The sequence below is a fragment of the Hydrogenibacillus schlegelii genome (assembly GCF_001653195.1).
Taxonomy (GTDB): domain Bacteria; phylum Bacillota; class Bacilli; order Thermicanales; family DSM-22653; genus Hydrogenibacillus; species Hydrogenibacillus schlegelii.
On the sequence record NZ_JXBB01000045.1, the window covers coordinates 73,304 to 93,950 of the forward strand.

A 20,647-nucleotide genomic window follows, 5' to 3' on the forward strand; every position below is an offset into this window, starting at 1 on the left:
CGTTTCGGCGAACGTCCGGGGGCCGGGAGCGACCGCGGGCGATACGGCGGAAAAGGAGCGGACGGCATGGGAGAAGTCATCGTCGTCACGTCGGGAAAAGGCGGCGTCGGCAAGACGACGACCGTCGCCAACATCGGGACGGCCCTGGCGATGCTCGGGAAGTCGGTCGTCCTCATCGACACGGACATCGGGCTCAGAAACCTCGATCTCGTCCTCGGACTGGAAAACCGCATCGTCTACGACCTCGTCGACGTCGCCGAGGGATCGGCCCGGCTGGAGCAGGCGCTGGTGCGGGACAAGCGGTTCGAGGACCGGCTGGTGCTCCTGCCGGCGGCGCAGGTGAAGGACAAGACGGCTCTGAAGGCGGAAGCCCTGGTCCGGATCGTCGAAGCGCTTCAGGGGCGGTTTGACTACGTCTTTCTCGATTCTCCGGCGGGGATCGAACAGGGGTTTCACAACGCCGTCGCCGGCGCCCGGCAGGCGATCGTCGTCACGACGCCGGAGGTGTCGGCGATCCGGGACGCCGACCGGGTGATCGGGCTTTTGGAAAAACGGGGGCTGTACGGACCGAAGCTCATCATCAACCGTCTTCGGCCGCACATGGTCCGGAGCGGCGAGCAGGTGAGCATCGAGGAGATCGTGCAGATCCTCGGCATCGATCTACTCGGCGTCGTGCCGGACGACGAGGCGGTGATCAAGATGACGAACGAAGGGACGCCGGTCGTCATCGACGGCCGAACGCCGGCGGCGACGGCCTACCGGAACATCGCCCGCCGGATTTTGGGGGAACACGTTCCGCTTATGAAACTGGACGATCGGGCAGGGATGCTGGCGAAGGTCCGGCGCCTGTTCGGTCTGTGAGGCGGAATCCAGATGGAGGAGCGTCTTAGGCGGGATGCGGCGTTCGGGTGGCTTCGCTTCTTCGACTGGTCGATCGTCGGTCTCATCGCTGCCTTTGCCGCCTTGAGCTACCTGAGCATCCAGGGGGCCAATCCGCTGTACGGGGAGCCGGTCAAACAGCTTCTCTGGTACGCGGTCGGATTTTTCCTGTTTGCTGCCGTGCAGGCGGCCGACGCCCGGCTAGTGCAAAATATTGCACCAATCCTTTACGGTCTCTCGCTCGTCCTCCTCGTGCTCGTCCTCTTCTTCGGCCAGGAGACGAACGGGGCGCGAAGCTGGTTTCAGTTCGGCGCCTTCAAATTTCAGCCGGCGGAAATGGCGAAAGTGGCGACGATACTCATGGCCGCCCGATGGTTCCAGGAGCGGGAAGAGGCGGAGCGGCCGCCGGAGCGCTTTGGGGAGCTGTGGCCGTTTTTTGCCCTGGTGGCGGCGCCGGCCTTCCTCATCCTCATCGAGCCGGACCTGGGCGATGCCGTCGTCCTGGCCGTGGTCCTCGTGGCGATGCTCGCCGTCGCCGGACGGTTGAGGCATGCGGCGGGCGTGCTCGGGCTCTACGGGCTCGGCATCGCGCTCCTCGCGGCGCTCTATCGGTTCTGGCCGGCGGTGTTTTTCAAGCTGATCAAGGAATACCAGTGGCGGCGGATCACCGCCGTTCTGGCCGATCCGCCGAATCCGGCCGATCCGAGCCAGTATCAGGTGTATATGTCGCTTCAGGCGATCGGCTCCGGCCAGATGTTCGGCAAGGCCGGCTCGGGCGGAACGCTGCTTACGGAACTCCGGCTCGTCCCGGAGGCGCAGACGGATTTTATCTTTGCGGTGATCGGCGAGCGGTTCGGCTTTCTCGGAGCGGCAACGGTGCTGCTTCTGTATTTCTTCCTCCTGTATCGGCTCGTTCAGATCGGAATGCAGGTCCGGACGACGTTCGAGCGGGCGACGGTCGCCGGGCTCGTCGGCATGTGGACGTTCCAGATTTTTGAAAACATCGGCATGACGGTGAAGCTCACGCCGATCACGGGCATCACGTTGCCGTTTATCAGTTACGGGGGCAGTTCGCTGACGACCAACCTGATCGCCCTGGGGCTGGTGGTGTCGTTCGGCTGGCGGAGCGCCCGGGCGGCATAGGCAGCCGGGATCGGGACCGGCGGTGATTGAGCGGCGGACCGGCGCCGGCGCAGGCGGTGATGCGGCGGCGGTGCGGGGCACGAGCGGCGCGGCATATTCGCCCCTCCGACGGACTATAGTGGCGGTAGCCGCGGATGGGACGAGGGGGAAGACGATGCCGCGCACGTTTGTCCGATGGTTTGCTCTCGCCGCCTTCGCCGTCTTTCTCGCCGGTGCGTGGCGCCTGGGCGGAAGCCCGGGGACGGCCGGCCGGGGGGAGGCGATCGTCCCCGGGCCGCCGACCTGGTTGCCGCCGGCCGCCGTCCGGGCGGCGGAGGCGGGCCGGGACCGGCTTTACGCCCTCGTCGGGCGCCTCACGGCGGATGGCGTGCTCCGGACGCTCTTTCCGGCCCTGGCGCCGGTCGAGCGGCCCGCACCGGTCGCCTTTCGCTCGCCCTTGGACGGGGCGGTCTTTGTCTCGAGCGCCTCCGGCGCCGGGATCCTCATCGAGACGGAAGCGCAGGCGGCGGTGCACCCCGTTGCGGAAGGGTGGGTCCTTCAGGCGGCGGACGACGCGGCCCTGGGGATCCGGCTTTCGATCCTCCATCCCGACGGGACGGTGAGCGTCTACGGCCATCTGGGAGAGCTTCGGGTCCGGCCGGGGAACTGGGTCTACCCGGATGACGTCCTCGGCCGGGTGCGGGAGCGTTCGCTTTATCTGGCGCTGGAGCGGGACGGCCGGGCGCTTTCGCCGACGGATGTGATCCGGTTTGATCCGCGTTAGCGTCCACCCGCTCTTCTGGCCCCTCATCGCCGCCGGGCTTCTCGCCGGCCGGATCGGCGAACTGTTGCTCCTCTTTGCCCTCGTCCTCGCCCACGAACTCGCCCACGCCGTCGCCGCCGAAGCGTGCGGCTACCGGGTGGAGCGGATCGTGCTCCTGCCGTTCGGCGGCGCCTTGATCGCCGAACCGCCGCCGCTTCTTACGGCGCGGGTGGAGGCGATCGTCGCCGCCGCCGGCCCGCTCATGAACGCGGCCCTTCTCGTCGCCGGGGCCGTTTTGGAGCGGGCGGCCGGCGAAAGCGCGGGCGGGTTCCCCCCCGGAACGCTTCAGGCGTGGCAGGCGGGGAACGGGGCGCTTTTGAGCGTCAATTTGCTGCCCTTTTTTCCGCTGGACGGCGGGCGGCTCCTTCAGGCCGGCTTGAGCCGCCTCGTTCCGTACCGGCGGTCGCTCGTCGGGTCGTACGCCCTCACCCTCCTCGGCGGCGGTGCGCTCCTTTTTGCGCTGATCGGCCTCCGGCAGGCCGGTTGGGCGGTGGCGACGGCGTCCTTCTGGACCGTCGTCGCCTATGCCGTCTGGGAAAGCGGGCAGGCGTGGCGGGCGCTTCCGCTCACGATGGCCGCTTTTTGGCTCCGGCGAACGCTTCATGCCGAGGCGATCCGCCGCTTCCCCGTCCGAATCGTCGCCGTCGACGGCCCGCTGACGCCGGATGGGGCCGTCGGGCGCCTCTTCCGGGAGCGCTACCACCGGTTCGTCTGCCGCGGGCGCCCGGAAACGGGCGGGCGGCTCCGGTGCCCGGGGCCGTCGCCGGTGTCGGCGGTCGAAGAAAGGGCGGCATCTGTCGGCGCCGGGAGCGTTCAGGCGCCCGATGAGTTCCGGTTCATCGCTTGCCTCGTCCGGGGGGAGGACGTTTGCCGGGGCGGTTGCAACGGTTCCTCCGGCGCGTTATAGTGGTACCGTGTGAAAGCGCGAAAGGCGCAAGAGGGGGTCGACCATGAGCCGAACACCGTCTGAGCCTGCGCCTGCCCGCCCCCTCGCCCTACCGCCATCGGTGCCGGTGGCGGCTTTTGGTGTGCGGACGGGTCTTATTCTTCCGAACGACGACATCGCCGCCATCGTCGCCGATGCCGTCGGCGACTGGATCGAGGACGGCGATATCGTCTGCGTCACGGAGGCGGTCGTCGCTCGCTCTCAGAACCGCTACATGAGCTGCCGGGAGCTCGCCGACGACATCCGGGCCAAGCTCGACCTCAAGCCGGGCGCCCGCCTCGCCGTCGTCTCCCCGATCGCCAGCCGGAACCGCTTTGCCCTCGTCCTCCGGGCGGCGGCGATGGCGACCCGCGGGGGCACCGTCGTCGTGCAGTTTTCTCTGCCGTACGACGAGGTCGGGAACCAGGTGATCGATCCGGAGTTTGCCCGGACGCGCCTCCGGTTGAAAAAGGTGTACAAAAGTCTGTTGGAAGCCCGGGGAAACACGCCCCACCTCAACATCCTCATCCGGGAAGTCGTCGCCGCCCTCGTGCTGCAGCAGCACGGCTTTCAGATCCTCGCCATGCGGAAGATCATGGGTCGGGGGATCGCCGACGTCACCGTCCGGGACCCCGGCGGGGCGGTGGCCCCCCTCGAGGTGACGTTTTCTGAGGTGGAAAAGGCCGTCCGGCAGGCCGCCGCCCTGAAGGCGGACATGCCGGAGGCGACCCGGGCGTACGCGGCGACGGTCGATCTCGCCCGGCGGACGGTGACGCTGTACGATGCCGCGACGGGCGGTGCCGAGCCGGCGGTTGTCGGCTTTTACCCCTACGGCGACGTCGAGGAGGACATGCGGGACCCGGAGGCGATCGCCGAAGCGGAAGTCGGCGAGGGCGCCTTCCGGCACCCGATCACCGGCGTCGACTACCGGCGCCTGTACCGGGAGACGATTCTCGCCGGCGGCGCTCAGGCGGAAGTGTTCTTCGCCGAAAACCCGCTCAAGGTGTACGACCGGGGCTACCTCGACGGCGTCATCCTCGGCGAGGTCCACGGCCGGGAAGCGAGCCGGGAGCTCTTTCTTTCGTTCGGCGCCCGGGTGCCGGTCGTGACGCTCGACGAGATCGGGCCGCCGCCGTGGGGCGTCATCGGTTCGAACGTCTCGAACTACGACGAGTGCCGCCTGAAGCTGCTTCCGGAAGATGCCGACGCGACGGCGGAGGCGATCCGGCGGGCGATCCGGGAGCGGAGCCGAAAGGACGTCGAGGTGCTCATTTTCGGCGACGGCGCCTACAAGGATCCGGACACCGGGATCTACGAGCTCGCCGACCCGTATCCGGCGATCGGCCAGAGCGAGGGGCTCCGGACGGTCCGGCTGCGGACGGGGCTCAAGCTCAAGATGCACGTCGATACGCTTTATCAGCAGGGGCTCAGCCGGGAGGAGATTGCCTCGCGCCTCTCGGGAGCCCGGAGCGCCGGGGCCGACGAGGTCGGGACGACGCCGCGCAACCTCTCGAGCCTCGTCGCCACGCTGGCCGACCTCGTCGCCGGAAGCGCCGACGCCGGCACGCCGATCGTCGTCGTCCGGGGGTACCTCCCGTCGGAGGGCCGCTGAAAGAAGCCGGAGGCCGACGTCTTGTCCCGGCGTCGGTCGCCCCGCTCTGGCCGCACGGGTAGACACGTCGGTCCCTTCCGCGGTCGGGGCGGTTGATCGCCGACGGTCCGTGTCGTACAATGCCGATAATCGCGACGCTCGTGAGGAGCGCATGCGGTGAGGAGGGTCCGTCCGCCGATGCCGAGAGAGATCCGTCGCTTTCAGAAGGTGCTGGTGGCCAACCGGGGCGAGATCGCCATCCGCGTCTTTCGGGCCTGCGCCGAGCTTAAGATCCGCACGGTGGCGATTTATTCCGAGCAGGACATCGCGTCCCTCCACCGCTATAAGGCGGACGAAGGCTACCTCGTCGGCGAAGGGAAGGCGCCGATCGAAGCATACCTCGACATCGAAGGCATCATCGACATCGCCAAGCGCCACGGCGTCGACGCCGTCCACCCCGGCTACGGTTTTCTCGCGGAAAACGCCGCCTTTGCCCGGCGCCTCGCCGAAGAAGGCATCGCCTTCATCGGCCCCCGGCCGGAGCACCTCGAGATGTTCGGCGACAAGGTGGAGGCCCGTCGGCGGGCGGCGGCGGCGGGGCTTCCGGTCGTTCCCGGGACGGAAGCGCCGGTGGCGGAACGCGAGGCGGTCGAAGCGTTTGCCCGGGAGCATGGCTTTCCCATCATCATCAAGGCGGCGGCCGGCGGCGGCGGCCGGGGCATGCGCGTCGTCCGGAGCGCCGCCGAGCTCAAGGACGCCTTTGAGCGGGCCCGTTCCGAAGCCCAGGCCGCTTTCGGCGACGGCCGGGTGTACGTCGAAAAGCTCATCGAGCGGCCGCGGCACATCGAGGTGCAGATCCTGGGCGACCGCTACGGAAACATCGTCCACCTCTTCGAGCGGGACTGCTCGATCCAGCGGCGGCATCAAAAGATCATCGAGGTCGCGCCGGCGCGGGGGCTTTCGCCGGAGCTTCGGGCCCGGATCGCCGACGACGCCGTCCGCCTCATGCGGTCGGTCGGGTACGAAAACGCCGGCACGGTCGAATTTCTCGTCGACGCCGAGGGGCGCCACTATTTCATCGAAGTGAACCCCCGCATCCAGGTCGAGCACACGATCACCGAACTCGTCACCGACATCGACATCGTTCAGGCGCAGATCCGCCTGGCGGAAGGCTACGCCCTCACCGATCCGGAGGTCGGCATCCCGCCGCAGGAAGAGATTCGTCCCCGGGGCTATGCCATCCAGTGTCGCATCACGACCGAAGATCCGGAGAACAATTTCCTGCCGGACACCGGCCGCATCCTCGCCTACCGTTCGCCGGGGGGCTTCGGCGTTCGGCTCGACGGCGGAAACGGCTACACCGGCGCCGTCATCACGCCGTATTACGATTCCCTCCTGGTCAAGGCGTCGACGTATGCCCCCACGTTTGACCTCGCGGCGGACAAGATGCTCCGGGTCCTTCGGGAGTTCCGCATCCGGGGCGTGAAGACGAACATCCCGTTTTTGGAAAACGTCATCGCCGACCGGGAGTTCCGGGAAGGGACGGTCGACACCCACTACATCGAGCGGCGGCCGGACCTTCTCAACATGCCCCGGAGAAAAGACCGCGGCACGAAGCTCCTCCGTTTCATCGGCGAGGTGACGGTCAACGACCGCCTCGCGCCGGAGAAGCCGGCGCTCAAGAAGCCGCCGCGCCTCAGGCCCACGCCGGAGATGCGGGAGGCCGTCCGACGGCAGCTTCGCGGCGAGGGGCCCGTCCCGTCGACGAAGGTCCTCCTCGACACCCTCGGCCCCAAAGGGCTTGCCGAATGGGTGCTCAAGGAGCGGCGGGTGCTCCTTACGGACACGACGTTTCGCGACGCCCACCAGTCGCTGCTCGCCACCCGCGTCCGGACGCACGATCTCCTCGGCATCGCGGAGGCGACGGCGCATTTTGCGCCGGAGCTTTTCTCCCTCGAGATGTGGGGCGGCGCGACGTTCGATACGGCGATGCGCTTTTTGAAGGAGAGCCCGTGGGAGCGCCTCCGGCGGCTCAGGGAGATGATCCCGAATCTCCTCTTCCAGATGCTCCTCCGGGGCGCGAACGCCGTCGGCTACACGAACTACCCGGACAACGTCGTCCGGGCGTTCATCCACGAGGCGGCCCGGCAGGGGATCGACGTCTTCCGCATCTTCGACAGCCTGAACTGGTTCGACGGCATGCGGGTGGCGATCGAGGCCGTCCTCGAGACCGGCAAGGTGGCAGAGGTCGCCATCTGTTACACCGGCGACGTCCTCGACCCGGCGGAGAAAAAGTACACGATGCGCTACTACCTCGATCTGGCGAAGAAGATCGAGGCCGCCGGCGCCCACATCCTCGCGATCAAGGACATGGCCGGGCTTTTGAAGCCGTACGCCGCCTACGAGCTCATCCGGCAGCTCAAACAGGAAGTGTCGCTCCCGATCCACCTTCACACCCACGACACGAGCGGAAACGGCCTCTCGATGCTCCTCAAGGCGGTGGAAGCCGGCGTGGACATTGTCGACGGCGCCATCGCCGCCATGTCCGGTCTTACTTCCCAGCCGAGCTTAAACAGCCTCGTCGCCGCCTTAAAGGGAACCGACCGCGACCCGGGGATCGACGTCGAGCGGCTCGACCGCCTCTCCGATTACTGGGAGGTCGTCCGAACGTACTACGCGCCGTTTGAAAGCGACATGAAAGCGCCGGCGGCGGAGATCTACAAGTATCAGATGCCCGGCGGACAGTACACGAACTTAAAGCAGCAGGCGGCCTCCGTCGGCCTCGGCGACCGCTGGCCCGAGGTCAAAGAAGCGTACGCCCTCGTCAACCGCCTCCTCGGCGACATCGTCAAGGTGACGCCGTCGTCGAAGATGGTCGGCGACTTTGCCCTGTTCATGGTGCAGAACAACCTCGACGAAAAGACGCTCTTCGAGCGGGGCGAAGCGCTCGACTTCCCGGCGTCGGTCGTCGACTACTTCATGGGCTACATGGGTCAGCCGCCGGGCGGGTTTCCGGAACGGCTGCAGAAGCTGGTGCTCAAAGGCAAAGAACCGCTTCGGGATCGCCCCGGGGCGGTGCTTCCGCCGGCCGACTTCGAGGCGATCGCCCGGGAGCTCGAAGAAAAGCTCGGCCGCCCGCCCGCCTTCGAAGAGGTGCTGTCGTACGTCCTCTACCCGAAGGTGTTCCTCGAGTACGCCGAGCACGTCGAGCGGTACGGCGACGTGTCGGTCCTCGACACGCCGACGTTCTTCTACGGCCTTCGGCCCGGCGAGTCGACGACGGTCGAGATCGAACGGGGGAAGACGCTCTACATCCGCCTCCTTTCGGTGAGCGACCCGGACGAAAACGGCCGCCGAACCCTCTTTTTCGAGCTGAACGGCCAGATGCGGGCCCTCGACATCTTCGACCGCTCGATCGCCAAAGCCGAGCACGCCCACCCGAAGGCGGACCCGAAGGATCCGCGGCACATCGGCGCTTCGATGCCCGGCAAGGTGCTCAAGGTGTTCGTCCGACCCGGCGAACGGATCGAGCGGGGGACGCCGCTTCTCGTCACCGAGGCGATGAAGATGGAGCTCACCGTGCAGGCGCCCCGGGACGGGGTCGTCGCCGAGGTGCTGGTCAAAGAAGGCGATCCGGTCGAAGCGGGCGATCTCTTGGCCGTGCTGGAAGACGCTTGACCTTACAAACAAAGCCCCGCCCATCGGGCGGGGCCTTTTTTTGCGCGGGTCCAACCATCCGGTTAGCGGGCGATGAGGACGTTCGCCTTCACCGTCTGCAGCACGCGGTGGCTGACGCTCCCGAGGAAGAGCTCCTGCAGGGCGTTTAAGCCCCGGCGGCCGAGGATGACGAGGTCGACCCCTTTCGCCTCGACGTAGTCGGCGATGGCCCGCGCCGGGTCTCCCTGAAGCAGCTCGACCGAAAGCGAGACGCCTTCCCGGTCCGCCTGTTCCTTGGCTTTGGCGAGGACGGCTTCGCCCCGCTTCAGCATCATCTCCCGGTACTCGGCGCCGGAGATCATCCCGGTCATCTGCGCGAAGACGCCCTCTTCGAAGTGATCGAAGCGAACGACGTGGACGGCCACGAGGCGCGCCTCCGGCAGAAGCTTGGCGAGCGCGAGGCCGGTCTTGAGCGCCCGTTCGGCGTGCTCCGAACCGTCGTAGGCGACGAGGATGTGGCGATACATCGGGACGCCTCCTTTGATGGGGATTCACGTCCATCATATCACACATATTTCCAGGATGACCAAAAAAATAAGGAAAAATTTCGCCCTTTTTCCGCCGCGGGACGTCCCGGCGGCGCAAACGGGCGGAAGCACGCCCTTTTTCGTTCGGGATGAGGGCCTTCGCAAAGGGGGCGAGTAAAGTTAAGGAGACCTCACCTAACACCGAAATCCAGCGGCCAAAGAGACCGAACAAGGGTGAGGTCTCCCCTGGAATTCATTCGACGCCTGATCCCTCTTATCCTTACCAATTCCTCAACAAAATCCTTGTCCTTCGCTTTGCGTCCCTCTCCTTGAATCAGTGGGAAGAGGAGTCCCCTTCGCATCCGGCGGCGGTGTTACAGAACCCGCCGGCGAAAGCCCCGGAATTCATGCCGGGGATGAAGCCGGTTGTACATTCTTGATACACATGGTAGAATACGTGCATGGTGGAGATAAGGTCCGGAAGACACTCCAGATATCTCATGCTGTACCACATGGTCTGGATTCCGAAATACAGGCGAACAGTCCTTGAAGGTCCCATGGCCGATCGTCTCAAGGAAATCCTGCAGGAAACGGCGAAAGAACGCGGTTGGGAGATCATCGCCATGGAGGTGATGCCGGACCACGTTCACCTCTTTGCTTCCGTGCCGCCGACGATCCGTCCGGCCGATGTCGTGAAGGTGTTCAAGGGCGTAAGCGCCCGTAAGCTGCTTCTGGAGTTTCCCCATCTCCAGAAGTGAACCGGGCGCGGCACCCTGTGGGCGCCATCCTACTTCATGGCCACAGCCGGCCATGTTTCCGCCGAAACCATCCGCCGGTACATTGAAGAACAAAGACAGAAAGGAGGGGGCTGATTGCAAACCATCACCCTTCGCCTCCGGCTCCATCGCCCGACGCAGGCGAAGATCCGGCGGTATCGGGAACTCGTGGAACACACGACGGCCTTCGCCAACAATCTCGTCGCCGCCGGGAGGCCAAAGGGACTCACCAGCCGGACGGCGCGGGCGTACCTCGCCGGCAACCTTCCGTCGGCCGTGATCAACCAGGCGCTTCGGGACGTGGCGGCGCATCGGGACGTTAAAACGTTCCGGGTCCTCTGGCCGTCGTTCAACAACCAGAACCTGCGCTTGAAAAAAGTCGGGGACTTCTGGACGGCTTCGTTTCCAATGCAAACCGGCCGGGTTCGGGTGCCGCTCGCGGTAACCCGTAAGCAGGCCGCCCTCCTTGAACGCCTCGGCCGGGACGTGAGGCAGGGAGCGGCGAAGCTGTACGAAAAGCGCGGGCGGTGGTTCCTCGCCCTTTCGGTCACGCTGCCCGTCGAGGAGAAGACGGCTGGGACTGAGTCCGGGAAAATCGCCGGCATCGACATGGGTCTTCGTTATCTCGCGGTCGTGAACGCGGGCGGGGAGACGCTCTTTTTCCCCGGCGATCAGGCGGCCTCCGTTCGCCGCCGGTATCACGCCCTTCGCCGGCGGAACACCCGGAAGCGAGACTTCGGGCGATCGCTTCATTCCTGGTCTTTCTACCGGCTTCAGCAATTCATCGCCTACAAAGCACGCCTCGCCGGTATCCGCGTCGAATGGGTGAACCCGAAGGACACCAGCCGGACGTGTCCGCGGTGCGGGCACTGCGCAAAAGAGAACCGAAACGGCATCCGGTTCCGGTGCCGGAAGTGCGGCTACCGCGGACACGCGGATGCCGTCGGCGCCTGGAATATCAGCCTCGCGATTAGCGGCCTGGCCGAGGCGGCGTAAGCCGCCGTTCGAGGGCCGCCGCCCGGTGCGGTAACGCCTTTCGGCGGAACGCAGCCGGGGCGGGCCGAGACGTAAGCCCCGATGGCGCTGCGATGAGGCCGAAGCCGAAAGGCATGGGGCCGAGCAAGCGCTAACCTCCCCGTGGGAATCCCCGGAATTGAATTTGAAAAGAATCCTGACGGAACGATAAACGATTCAAAGGCTAAATACGATCATCCTTAAAAATGAGGTGAGGTGACTATGAAAATGAGAATGAGGTTCATGCTGGCCCACTTTATTTTCGCTGTCATGTTGGGTGTGAGTGCCTCAGGGAAGGCAACGGGCGTGCCCCGGCCTCAAAGCGTTGATCCGAAAGCCGATGTCGAAAATCCTGCTCCTGTCTTTCCGGACAACGCTCCTCTTGCTTCGTCCGGGATAATTCCAAAAGAGAAGATCATAGAAACGATCAAGGGACCGCCGGAGGGCCAGGTGTCCGCGGAACTCACGACGTGGAGGGCCTATGAAAGGGCTGAGAAGACGGGGACCTCGCATTTCGTTGGGCCAGATCGTCAAGTGTGGGTCCTCAAGGCAAAGATGCCGGAATTCAATGATTTTCGTTTGGGTCTCATCCGAGATGCGGAGGTCACGTTCGTGTTCGATGCCGAAACAGGGCAACTTCTTAACCAAAAGATTGTCGGGTTTCCGGACAAATTGCCCATGATCGCTCGACCCGATCGCTAATCGGTGGTTGGTGACCTTTGCTTCCTGACTGATAGGATCTCTACGACCCCCATCAGCTAGATTTACGACGGTTTCCCGCAATGGGGACACGGCTCACCCAGTCAGCACACGGGAATGATCTCATGATGCTTCTGGGCGTTGCACACGGGGATCATTTCTTGTTCTAGCCATTTATGGTCAACACAACGACGGAACTTGACGGGATTTTCGGCCTCTGGTAAAGTGAGGCTGACCACGCCCAAGGCGCCAGCGCGGGAGTCCGGGGAGCCGGGCTGAGAGGGAAGCCGATCCGCTTCCGACCGCCGAACCTGACCTGGATCATACCAGCGGAGGAAGGCCAGGCGCCGCGACGATCGACGGCAGGATCGAATCGGACGACCGTCCGATCCGAACCGTCTCGGACGGTCGTCCGAACGACTGAAGGCACAGGGCCGCCTCCGGGGAGGCGGCCTTTTTCGTGCCCGATGGGGCCGGACGGACGGAGGCCGGACCTCCCGGCCCTGGCGCCGGAAGAGGAGGGGGACGATGACGACGGCGTTTGAGCGGATCGCCGCCGAAGCAAGGGGTTACCGAGGGTACTTTCCGAACAGCCGTAAGGTGTACCTTCAGGGGTCGCGGCCGGACCTCCGGGTGCCGATGCGGGAGATCCTGACCGAAGAGCGAGGGCCGGACGGGAAGCCGGTGGCGGTTCGCGTCTACGATACGAGCGGGCCGTACACGGACCCGGACGCCCGGATCGACCTTCAGGCCGGGCTTCCACCTCTTCGTAGGCCGTGGATCCTCGAGCGGGGCGATGTGGAGACGGTGACCGGCCACCGGGGCCGAACGGTCTTCCGGGCCAAAGGCGATCGGGCGGTGACGCAGATGGCGTACGCCCGGCGGGGGATCATCACGCCGGAGATGGAGTTCGTCGCCCTCCGGGAGGGCGTCGATCCGGAGTTCGTCCGCCAGGAAGTCGCCCGCGGCCGGGCGATCATCCCGGCAAACGTCAACCACCCGGAAAGCGAGCCGATGATCATCGGCCGGAACTTTCACACGAAGGTGAACGCCAACATCGGGAACTCCGCCGTCTGGTCCTCGCTGGAAGAAGAAGTCGAGAAGATGACGTGGGCGATCCTCTGGGGCGCCGATACGGTGATGGACCTTTCGACCGGAAAGCGGATCTACGAGACGCGGGAGGCGATCCTCCGGAATTCACCGGTGCCGGTCGGCACGGTGCCGATCTACGAGGCGCTGGAGAAAGTGGGCGGAAAACCGGAAGACCTCTCGTGGGAGGCGTTCCGGGAGACGATCATTGAGCAGGCGGAACAGGGCGTCGACTACATGACGATCCACGCCGGCGTCCGGCTTTCGTATCTGCCGCTTACGGTCGATCGGGTGACGGGCATCGTCTCGCGGGGCGGATCGATCATCGCCGCCTGGATGCTCGCCCACCACGAAGAAAACTTTCTCTACACCCACTTCGAGGAGATCTGCGACATCCTTCGCCGCTACGACGTCGCCATCTCCTTAGGCGACGGCCTCCGGCCCGGTTCCATCGCCGACGCCAACGACCGGGCGCAGTTTGCCGAGCTCGAGACGCTCGGGGAGCTGACGAAGATCGCCTGGGCGTACGACGTGCAGGTGATGATCGAAGGGCCGGGACACATCCCCCTTCATCTCCTGAAGGAAAACGTCGACAAAGAGATCGAGCTCTGCCACGAGGCGCCGTTTTACACCCTCGGCCCGCTCGTCACCGACATCGCCCCCGGCTACGACCACATCACGTCGGCGATCGGTGCCGCAGTCGTCGGCGCTTACGGGACGGCGATGCTCTGTTACGTGACGCCGAAGGAGCACCTGGGGCTTCCGAACAAAGACGACGTCAAACAGGGGCTCATCGCGTACAAGATCGCCGCGCACGCGGCCGACCTTGCCAAGGGCATCGCCCGGGCGAAGGAGCGGGATGACGCCCTGTCCCGGGCCCGGTTTCAGTTCCGCTGGCGGGATCAGTTCAACCTGTCGCTCGACCCGAAGACGGCCGAAGCGTACCACGACGAGACGCTCCCCGCCGAAGGGGCGAAAGTCGCCCACTTCTGCTCGATGTGCGGGCCGAAGTACTGCAGCATGGCCATCTCGCACACGCTCCGGGATCGGGTCGCGGCCGTCGGAGCACAGGCCGACGCCTCCCCGGCGGCGATGGCGCCGGAGGCGGTTCAGGCCGGGATGCGGGCGATGGCCGAGGCGTTCCGGAAAAGCGGCGGGCGGCTGTACGTCCCGGTGGAAGACCGGCCGAAGGGCGAAGCTTAAATACGCCGTCTCCGTCAAAAGCCTCCGCGAACCTCGCGGAGGCTTTTTGAGGTGTTCGCTCCGTCGCCCTGGGCGCCGGTTTTCGCGTCCGTTTTCGCCGATCGCGTCGGGCGTCCTTTCGCGCTTTCCCGCGGCTTTTGCGTTCGCTTTCCGCCGCAGCTTCGGGCGTCGTCCCCGACGTTCGCCTCGGTTTTTGGCCTGAGCGAAGACGGCGACGAGGGTTCGGCCGGCGTTCGGGGTACGGATGCGGCCGCATCCCGGCGGGGGTGGGCGCCGGCGGAGCAGGCTCCGGCGAAGGGGGCGCCGGTGGGGGTGGGCGCCGGAAAAAGCGGCGCCGGCGGGGACGGTTGACAGGCTTTGGCCCCGGCGGTAAGCTGGGGCTAGGCCCGCCCGTTTCGGCAAGGACCGGCCGGGGTGACGGCGACGACCGCAGGCGGGTGCGGCATGCGGGCGACCCTGCGGGGACGAAAGGGGGCAAAAAGGCGCGCCGTGGGATGGGAGATGGCGGCCCTGGTGGCGGCGTTCGGAGCGGCCGGCGCCTTCATCGCAGTCGCGTGGGCGGTGCAGCGCTTTCTCCGGACGGCGGAAGCGGAACTTCGGTCGGCCGTCCGGGAACTTGAGGCGCTTTCCCGGACGGCCCAGGCGACCCTCGAGGAGGTCCGCCGGAGCGTCGATCGGCTGGCCGAGGACGTCCACGGCCTGGCAATGCGGGCTGAAGGTCCTCTTGTTCAGTCGGAGCGGCTGGCTAAGGAACTGACCGACCGGGCGCGGGAAATCGGCGGTGCGACGGCGTCCCTGCGCACCGCCGGGGAGCGGATGCTTACGGCAAGCAGCTGGTTGCTTCAAAAGGCGGCGCCTCGAGCCGGCCAGGTGGCGGAGGCGCTGGCGCTGGCCCGGGCCGGCGTCGAGCTCATCCGCCGCATTCGGGCGCGCCGGGCGACGGGAGAACGGTCCCAGGGGAGGGGATGACCGATGTGCCGGGCGGATGACCAGGCGATCAAAGGCTGGATCGGCGGAGCGCTGATCGGCGCTTTCGTCGGCGCCGCGACGTGCCTTTTTCTGACGCCAAAGCGCGGCGAGGAGATGCGGGAGGAAGTAAAAAAGGTCGCCGGCCGGGTGGGAGATGCCGCCCAGGCGGTCGGCGAGACGATCCGGCGGGAAGCGGAGGCGCTCGCCTCGCGGCTTCGGCGGTCTTCCCGTTCGGCCCTTGACGAGTGGACGGCGGTGAAGGACGACTTTGTCCGGGCGGTCGAGGCGAGCTTGAGCGCCGGGAAGGACCTCAAAGCGGCGCTGGAAGACGCTGCGGCTGCCGTCTTCGATCGGGCCGAAGCGGCCGCCGTCGAGAGCGTCCAGAAAGCGAAAGAGGCGGAAGACGGCGATTTGAAAGCGACCTCCGGCGCGCCCGAAGGAAAAGCCTAAGGAGCGAGACAGCCGTCCGGCGGAAAGGCGATCGGACGGCTCTTTATTTCCGGTTTGGTGCATCTCGGAGGGGAGCGACCCGCGCCAGGTGGGGCCGGTCGGACCGATCGAAGCCGACCGACGCTTGACAAAACGGCCGCGTTCCTCATACAATGGCGACAAGTCCGCCACCATCGAAGGCGGCTTCGGGGCCACGGCGGTCTTTCCCGGCGCCGGCCGGGTCGTGCCGCGACCGTTCGAAGCCGCTGGCCTGCGGACGGGCAGAGCGGAGTTCAGGTGAGTTGAGAAGAGAAGAGCATGGCCGAGCGGAGTCGAGCGGCCCGTTCGGGGCAAGGGGAAGCGGAGCGTCGAAGGGCGGCTGGAGCGCCGGTCTGAGATCGCCGCGTGCGCAGACGTTTTTGTTCCGGCGGAGCATCGAGACCGGTCCTTCAGCCGCGTGGATGCACCGTCCGGTGATCCGGATCGGAAGCGGCGGGACGGGGCTTTCGACGACCGCTTGGGCACCGGCCGGACTTCTGGCACGCTCGCCGAAAACGTCCATGCTCTTCTCCGATCGGGAGGAGGGCTTTTTTTGTTCTATTATCCGCTCGTGCGCAAGCTGTATGCCGACGCCTGGACGCCGGTCGTCGCTTACGAAGCGCTGCGCGCCGAACGGCCGACGCTTCTCGAAAGCGCCGAACACGGCGCCCGCGTCGGGCGGTATTCGGTGCTGGCCTACCGGCCGCTTTTGACCTTCACCTACGCGGTCGAATCGGCCGGCGGTCCGGGGGCGGCGCGGATTCGCGATCTTTCGTCCGGGACGGAGGAGCGGCTCACGGAGGCGCCGGAGGCGGCGCTGGAGGCGTTTTTGACCCGGATCCGGCGGCATCCGGGTGCACCGGCACCGGACGTGCCGTTCGTCGGGGCGGCGATCGGCGCCTTTTCGTTTGAGCTGGCATACGGCGGCAAGGCGCCTGTCATCCGGGGGCCGGCGACGCCGGAGAAAGGGCCGGAGGGAGCGCCTCGGGCGAAAGACGCCCGGGCAAAGGGGGCCTCCGCGGCGGATCCGCTCGCGCTCATCCGGGTCTTTTTGCCCGGTCGGCTCGTCGTGTTCGACCATCTGACGAAGACGGCGGCGTACGTGGGCCTCGTGCCGCTCTCGTCACCGGAACTCGGGTCGGCGGAGCGGGCGGCGCTGACCGAGGCGGAGGCGGCGCTGGAGGCGGAGGCGGAGGCGTTTGTCGCCCGCCTGGGAAAGACGGCGCTCCCGGCGCTTCAGGGCGATCGGGGGGAGGTCCCCGAGATGCCGGTGACCGCCGAGCCCGTGGACGGGGCGTTTGTCGAGCAGGTGGGATCGGTGCTCGCGGCGGTCCGCCGCGGAGCGGTCGAACAGGTGGTCCTTTCGCGGCGATATGAGGTGGCGGGGACGTTCGATCCCTTTCTCGTCTACCGGTACCTTCGGGCCGAAAATCCGTCGCCCTACCTTTTCCTCCTCGATCTGAGCGGCTTCGGGGGGGACGTCTACGCCGGGAGTTCGCCGGAAAGCCTCGTCCGGATCGAGGGCGGGCGGATCTCGACCCGCCCGATCGCCGGCACCCGTCCCCGGGGGAAAACGCCGGAGGAAGATGCGCGGCTGGAGGCGGAACTTCTCGCCGACGCGAAGGAGGCCGCCGAGCACGACATGCTCGTCCGGCTGGCGGAGGACGACCTTCGGGCCGTGGCCGATCCGGAGACGGTCCGGATCGAGGCGTACCGGACGGTGGAGCGCTACTCCCACGTCATGCATCTCGTCTCGCACTTAAGCGGCCGGCTGCGCCGTGAGGTGACGCCGGTCGAGGCGCTCTTTCGCCTCTTCCCCGCCGGCACCGTGAGCGGCGCGCCCCGTGCGGCGGCGCTCGCGCTGATCCGCCGGCTGGAGCCCGAGCCGCGGGGCCTGTACGCCGGGGGCGTCGGCTGGATCCATCCGGACGGCGACCTCGATCTGGCCATCGCCATCCGGACGATCCGCTTTTACGCCGGCGGCGCTACGGTTCAGGCCGGCGCCGGCATCGTCGCCGGGTCGGTGCCGGAGCGGGAGCTCGAAGAAACCCGCCGGAAGGCGATGGCGCTCCTTCGGGCGCTCGCCCGGTCGACGGCGCATGCCGAGCCGTTCGCCGCAACGGGAAAAGGACACCGGCAGTAGAAGGGGCGCCGGCGGAGGTCCGAGGCTCGAACAACGACCGGGGGTGAGAAACCATGCAGGATGTGTTGCGAAAGCTCGCCGCCGGGGAAACGCTCGCGCAGGACGAGGCCCGCGCGGCGATGGAGCGCCTCATCGGCGGGGAGGTCGACGACGTCCACATCGCCGCCTTTTTCGGCCTGCTCAGAGGGCGAGGAGAGACGGCGGAGGAGATCGCCGGCTTTGCCGCCGGCATCCGGGGCCTGGCCCGGTCGATTTCGGCGCCGGCGGGGGCGATCGACACCGCCGGCACCGGCGGCGACGGCGGTCGGACGTACAACGTGTCGACGGCGGCGGCCCTCGTCGCGGCGGCGGCCGGCGTGCCAGTCGTCAAGCATGGCAACCGGGCCGTCTCGGGCCGGGCGGGGAGCGCCGACGTCCTCAGGGCCTTGGGAATTCCGACGGAGCTTCCGCCGGAGACGGCAGCGGCCTATCTTCGCCGGACGGGGTTCGTCTTTCTCTTTGCGCCGCTCTATCATCCGGCCCTGGCCCGGGTGCAGCCGGTGCGGCGGGCCCTCGGCATCCCGACGGTGATGAACCTCCTCGGGCCGCTCGTCAACCCGGCGGGCGTCCGGCGCCAGCTCGTCGGCGTCGCCGACCGGCGGTATCAGGGGGCGATCGCCCGGGCGCTCCTCGCCGGCGGAACGGAGCGGGCGCTCGTCGTCTCGTCCGCCGACGGGCTGGATGAAATCTCCGTGAGCGCTCCGACGCGGGTGCTCGAGATCGACGGCGGGCGCCTTCTCGAGTACGACCTCACCCCGGAGGCGCTGGGGCTTCCCCTCTTTCCGCCGGGAGCGTACGGCGCCGGCGATGCGGCCGAAAACGCGCGCCTCGTCGAGGGGCTCCTTCGGCCGACGGGGCGGCCGATGAATGCCGACTATGCCCTCCTTCTGGCCAACGCCGGCGCCGCCCTCTACGTCGCCAAAGCGGCGCCGTCGCTCCGGGACGGGGTGCGTCTGGCGGCGGAGACGATCGAAAGCGGCCGGGCGGCGGCGTACCTCGATCGTCTGCGGGCGGAGGTGCCGGTGCCGGATGCTTGAGACGATCGTGAGCTACAAGCGGCTGGAGGTCGATGAACTCCGGCGGTCGGTCGGCCCGGCGATCGTGCGGGCGGTGGAGGCGGGCCCGCTTTCTCCGGTCCGCTCCCTCGCGGCGGCCCTCCGGAATCGCCGCCGGGGCGTCGCCCTCATCGCCGAGGCGAAAAAGGCGAGCCCCTCGAAAGGCGTCATTCGGGAAGGATTCGACCCGGTGGACGTCGCCCTCGCCTACCGGGCGGCGGCGGTCGACGCGGTGAGCGTCCTGACGGACCGGCCGTCGTTTCTCGGCGATCGGCTCTATCTTCCCCTTTTTTCCCGGATCGTCGAACGGCCCGTGCTGCGAAAGGACTTTATCCTCGATCCTTTGCAGCTTTATGAATCCCGCCTCCTCGGCGCCGATGCGGTGCTTCTCATCGTCCGCGCCCTGCGGCCGGAGGAGGTCGGGCGGCTCCTCGGCGAAGCGCACGCCCTCGGCCTCGAGGCCCTCGTCGAAGTGCACGATGAGCGGGAGCTCGACGTGGCCCTTTCGGCCGGCGCCCGGATCATCGGCATCAACAACCGGGATCTGGCGACGTTTCGCACCGACCGCGCCGTGACCGAGCGGCTCGTCCGCTCGATCCCGAACGACGTTCTCGTCGTGAGCGAAAGCGGCATCCGGGGACCCGAAGACGTCGATGCCCTGGGCGCCCTCGGGGTGGACGCCGTCCTCGTCGGAGAATACCTCATGCGCCAGCCGGATCTCGTTCGGGCGGTCCGGGCGCTCGTCCGGGAAACGGGGGACGATTCGGAAGACCGGCCGGCGGCCGACCGCTCCTCCCGCCGGGGAGCGGCGCGATGAACGGCACGGCGATCAAAATCTGTGGGCTTCGCGATCAGGCGGCCGTCGAGGCCGTCGCCGCCCTCGGGGATCGAATCCGGTATGCCGGCTTCGTCTTCGCCGAAAGCCGGCGACGGGTGACGCCGGAGGCGGTGCGGCGGCTCGATCTGACCCGCCTCGCGGCGCGGCGGGTGGGCGTCTTCGTCGATCCCGACCCGGCCCTCGTCCGGGCGGCGGTCGAGGCCGCCTCCTTGGAGGCGCTCCAGTTTTCCGGCGATGAGCCGCCGGAGGTGGTGGAAGCCTACCGTCGGACATGGGGGCTTTCCGTCATCAAGGCGATGGACGCGGCGGCCGGTCCGGAGGCGGCCGAGCGGTGGCTCGGCGGCGGGCGCCCGCCGTTTGACATCCTCCTTCTGGATGTCAGGCGCCCCGGCGCCTTCGGCGGGACCGGGACCGCGTTCGACTGGGAAATGATTCCCGAGTGGCAGGCGTTCGCCCGGGCATACGGGCTTTCCCTCTGGGTCGCCGGCGGGCTTCGGCCGGAGACCGTCGGCGCGCTCGTCCGGCGTTTCCGGCCGGACGGGGTGGACGTCTCAAGCGGCGTCGAGACCGGCGGCCAAAAAGACGCTGCCAAGATCCGCCGTTTCGTCGAGGCGGTGGCGGCGGCCGAAGCGGTGACGACCGAGGCGACGGACGCGGGAAGCCGGGGAGAAACGGCCCCGCCCCGCTGAACGCCTTCGGGGGATCCGCCGATCGGCCGGCGGCCGCCCGGACGCCGGTCGCCGCAAGCGGCCCCGTCGTCCGTTCGCCGCCGACGGTGGAAGCGGCTGCCCGATGCCGGAGGAGTCCCTGGAAGGAGGTGAAGGCCTCCG

16 protein-coding genes and 1 pseudogene are annotated in these 20,647 nt (G+C 67.3%); 16 read left to right on the plus strand and 1 reads right to left on the minus strand.

Features of this window, described 5'->3' with window-relative positions; all coding sequences use genetic code 11:
* Positions 1-66: 66 nt before the first annotated feature.
* From minD to SA87_RS09885, 6 genes are all read left to right on the plus strand, one after another.
* Positions 67-861 carry a septum site-determining protein MinD gene (gene minD, locus SA87_RS09860; protein ID WP_066202490.1) on the plus strand — a complete coding sequence of 265 codons (795 nt, stop codon included), beginning with the start codon at positions 67-69 and terminating at the stop codon, positions 859-861.
* Between the two features lie 12 nt (positions 862-873).
* Positions 874-2,022 (plus strand): FtsW/RodA/SpoVE family cell cycle protein, encoded by a 1,149-nt coding sequence (locus SA87_RS09865; RefSeq protein WP_066202491.1) that lies wholly within the window; start codon positions 874-876, stop codon positions 2,020-2,022.
* A gap of 154 nt (positions 2,023-2,176) precedes the next feature.
* Entirely contained in the window at positions 2,177-2,785 is a 609-nt protein-coding gene (locus tag SA87_RS09870; protein WP_066202493.1) for a M23 family metallopeptidase, read from the plus strand.
* Entirely contained in the window at positions 2,772-3,731 is a 960-nt protein-coding gene (locus SA87_RS09875; RefSeq protein WP_066202494.1) for a metalloprotease, read from the plus strand. The genes SA87_RS09870 and SA87_RS09875 overlap by 14 nt, the downstream gene beginning before the upstream one ends.
* 106 nt (positions 3,732-3,837) lie before the next feature.
* The gene (locus SA87_RS09880) at positions 3,838-5,361 is read left to right on the plus strand and encodes a coenzyme F420-0:L-glutamate ligase (RefSeq protein WP_211264223.1); all 1,524 of its coding nucleotides are present in this window, start codon (positions 3,838-3,840) and stop codon (positions 5,359-5,361) included.
* 177 nt (positions 5,362-5,538) lie between these two features.
* Positions 5,539-9,018 (plus strand): pyruvate carboxylase, encoded by a 3,480-nt coding sequence (locus SA87_RS09885; protein ID WP_066202497.1) that lies wholly within the window; start codon positions 5,539-5,541, stop codon positions 9,016-9,018.
* Between the two features lie 62 nt (positions 9,019-9,080).
* Here SA87_RS09885 and SA87_RS09890 read toward each other — a convergent pair whose 3' ends face one another.
* The gene (locus SA87_RS09890; protein WP_066202499.1) at positions 9,081-9,524 is read right to left on the minus strand and encodes a universal stress protein; all 444 of its coding nucleotides are present in this window, start codon (positions 9,522-9,524) and stop codon (positions 9,081-9,083) included.
* A gap of 464 nt (positions 9,525-9,988) precedes the next feature.
* Here SA87_RS09890 and tnpA point away from each other — a divergent pair.
* The 10 genes and pseudogenes from tnpA to SA87_RS09950 all read left to right on the plus strand — a co-directional run bounded on the left by tnpA (position 9,989) and on the right by SA87_RS09950 (position 20,506).
* A pseudogene (tnpA, locus tag SA87_RS09895) lies at positions 9,989-10,396 on the plus strand (IS200/IS605 family transposase).
* Positions 10,397-11,296 (plus strand): zinc ribbon domain-containing protein, encoded by a 900-nt coding sequence (locus SA87_RS09900; protein ID WP_066202500.1) that lies wholly within the window; start codon positions 10,397-10,399, stop codon positions 11,294-11,296. It abuts the pseudogene before it with no gap.
* A 261-nt stretch (positions 11,297-11,557) separates the two neighbouring features.
* A complete protein-coding gene (locus tag SA87_RS09905; RefSeq protein ID WP_156423616.1) occupies positions 11,558-12,016 on the plus strand; it encodes a hypothetical protein in 459 nt (152 codons plus the stop codon).
* Between the two features lie 525 nt (positions 12,017-12,541).
* A complete protein-coding gene (gene thiC, locus SA87_RS09910) occupies positions 12,542-14,305 on the plus strand; it encodes a phosphomethylpyrimidine synthase ThiC (protein WP_066202504.1) in 1,764 nt (587 codons plus the stop codon).
* Positions 14,306-14,719: 414 nt separating this feature from the next.
* Positions 14,720-15,274 (plus strand): hypothetical protein, encoded by a 555-nt coding sequence (locus SA87_RS09920; RefSeq protein WP_156423617.1) that lies wholly within the window; start codon positions 14,720-14,722, stop codon positions 15,272-15,274.
* Positions 15,275-15,277: 3 nt separating this feature from the next.
* Positions 15,278-15,724, plus strand: coding sequence for a YtxH domain-containing protein (locus tag SA87_RS09925; protein WP_066202509.1), 447 nt, complete (start codon positions 15,278-15,280; stop codon positions 15,722-15,724).
* Positions 15,725-16,295: 571 nt separating this feature from the next.
* Complete coding sequence (locus tag SA87_RS14275; RefSeq protein WP_156516534.1) at positions 16,296-17,885, plus strand: anthranilate synthase component I family protein; 1,590 nt, start codon at positions 16,296-16,298, stop codon at positions 17,883-17,885.
* Positions 17,886-17,938: 53 nt separating this feature from the next.
* The gene (trpD, locus tag SA87_RS09940; protein WP_066202512.1) at positions 17,939-18,961 is read left to right on the plus strand and encodes an anthranilate phosphoribosyltransferase; all 1,023 of its coding nucleotides are present in this window, start codon (positions 17,939-17,941) and stop codon (positions 18,959-18,961) included.
* Positions 18,954-19,796, plus strand: a complete 843-nt coding sequence (gene trpC, locus SA87_RS09945) for an indole-3-glycerol phosphate synthase TrpC (protein ID WP_066202515.1) — start codon at positions 18,954-18,956, stop codon at positions 19,794-19,796. The genes trpD and trpC overlap by 8 nt, the downstream gene beginning before the upstream one ends.
* Complete coding sequence (locus SA87_RS09950) at positions 19,793-20,506, plus strand: phosphoribosylanthranilate isomerase (protein WP_066202517.1); 714 nt, start codon at positions 19,793-19,795, stop codon at positions 20,504-20,506. Before trpC ends, SA87_RS09950 begins: the two co-directional genes overlap by 4 nt.
* The last annotated feature ends 141 nt before the right edge of the window (positions 20,507-20,647 follow it).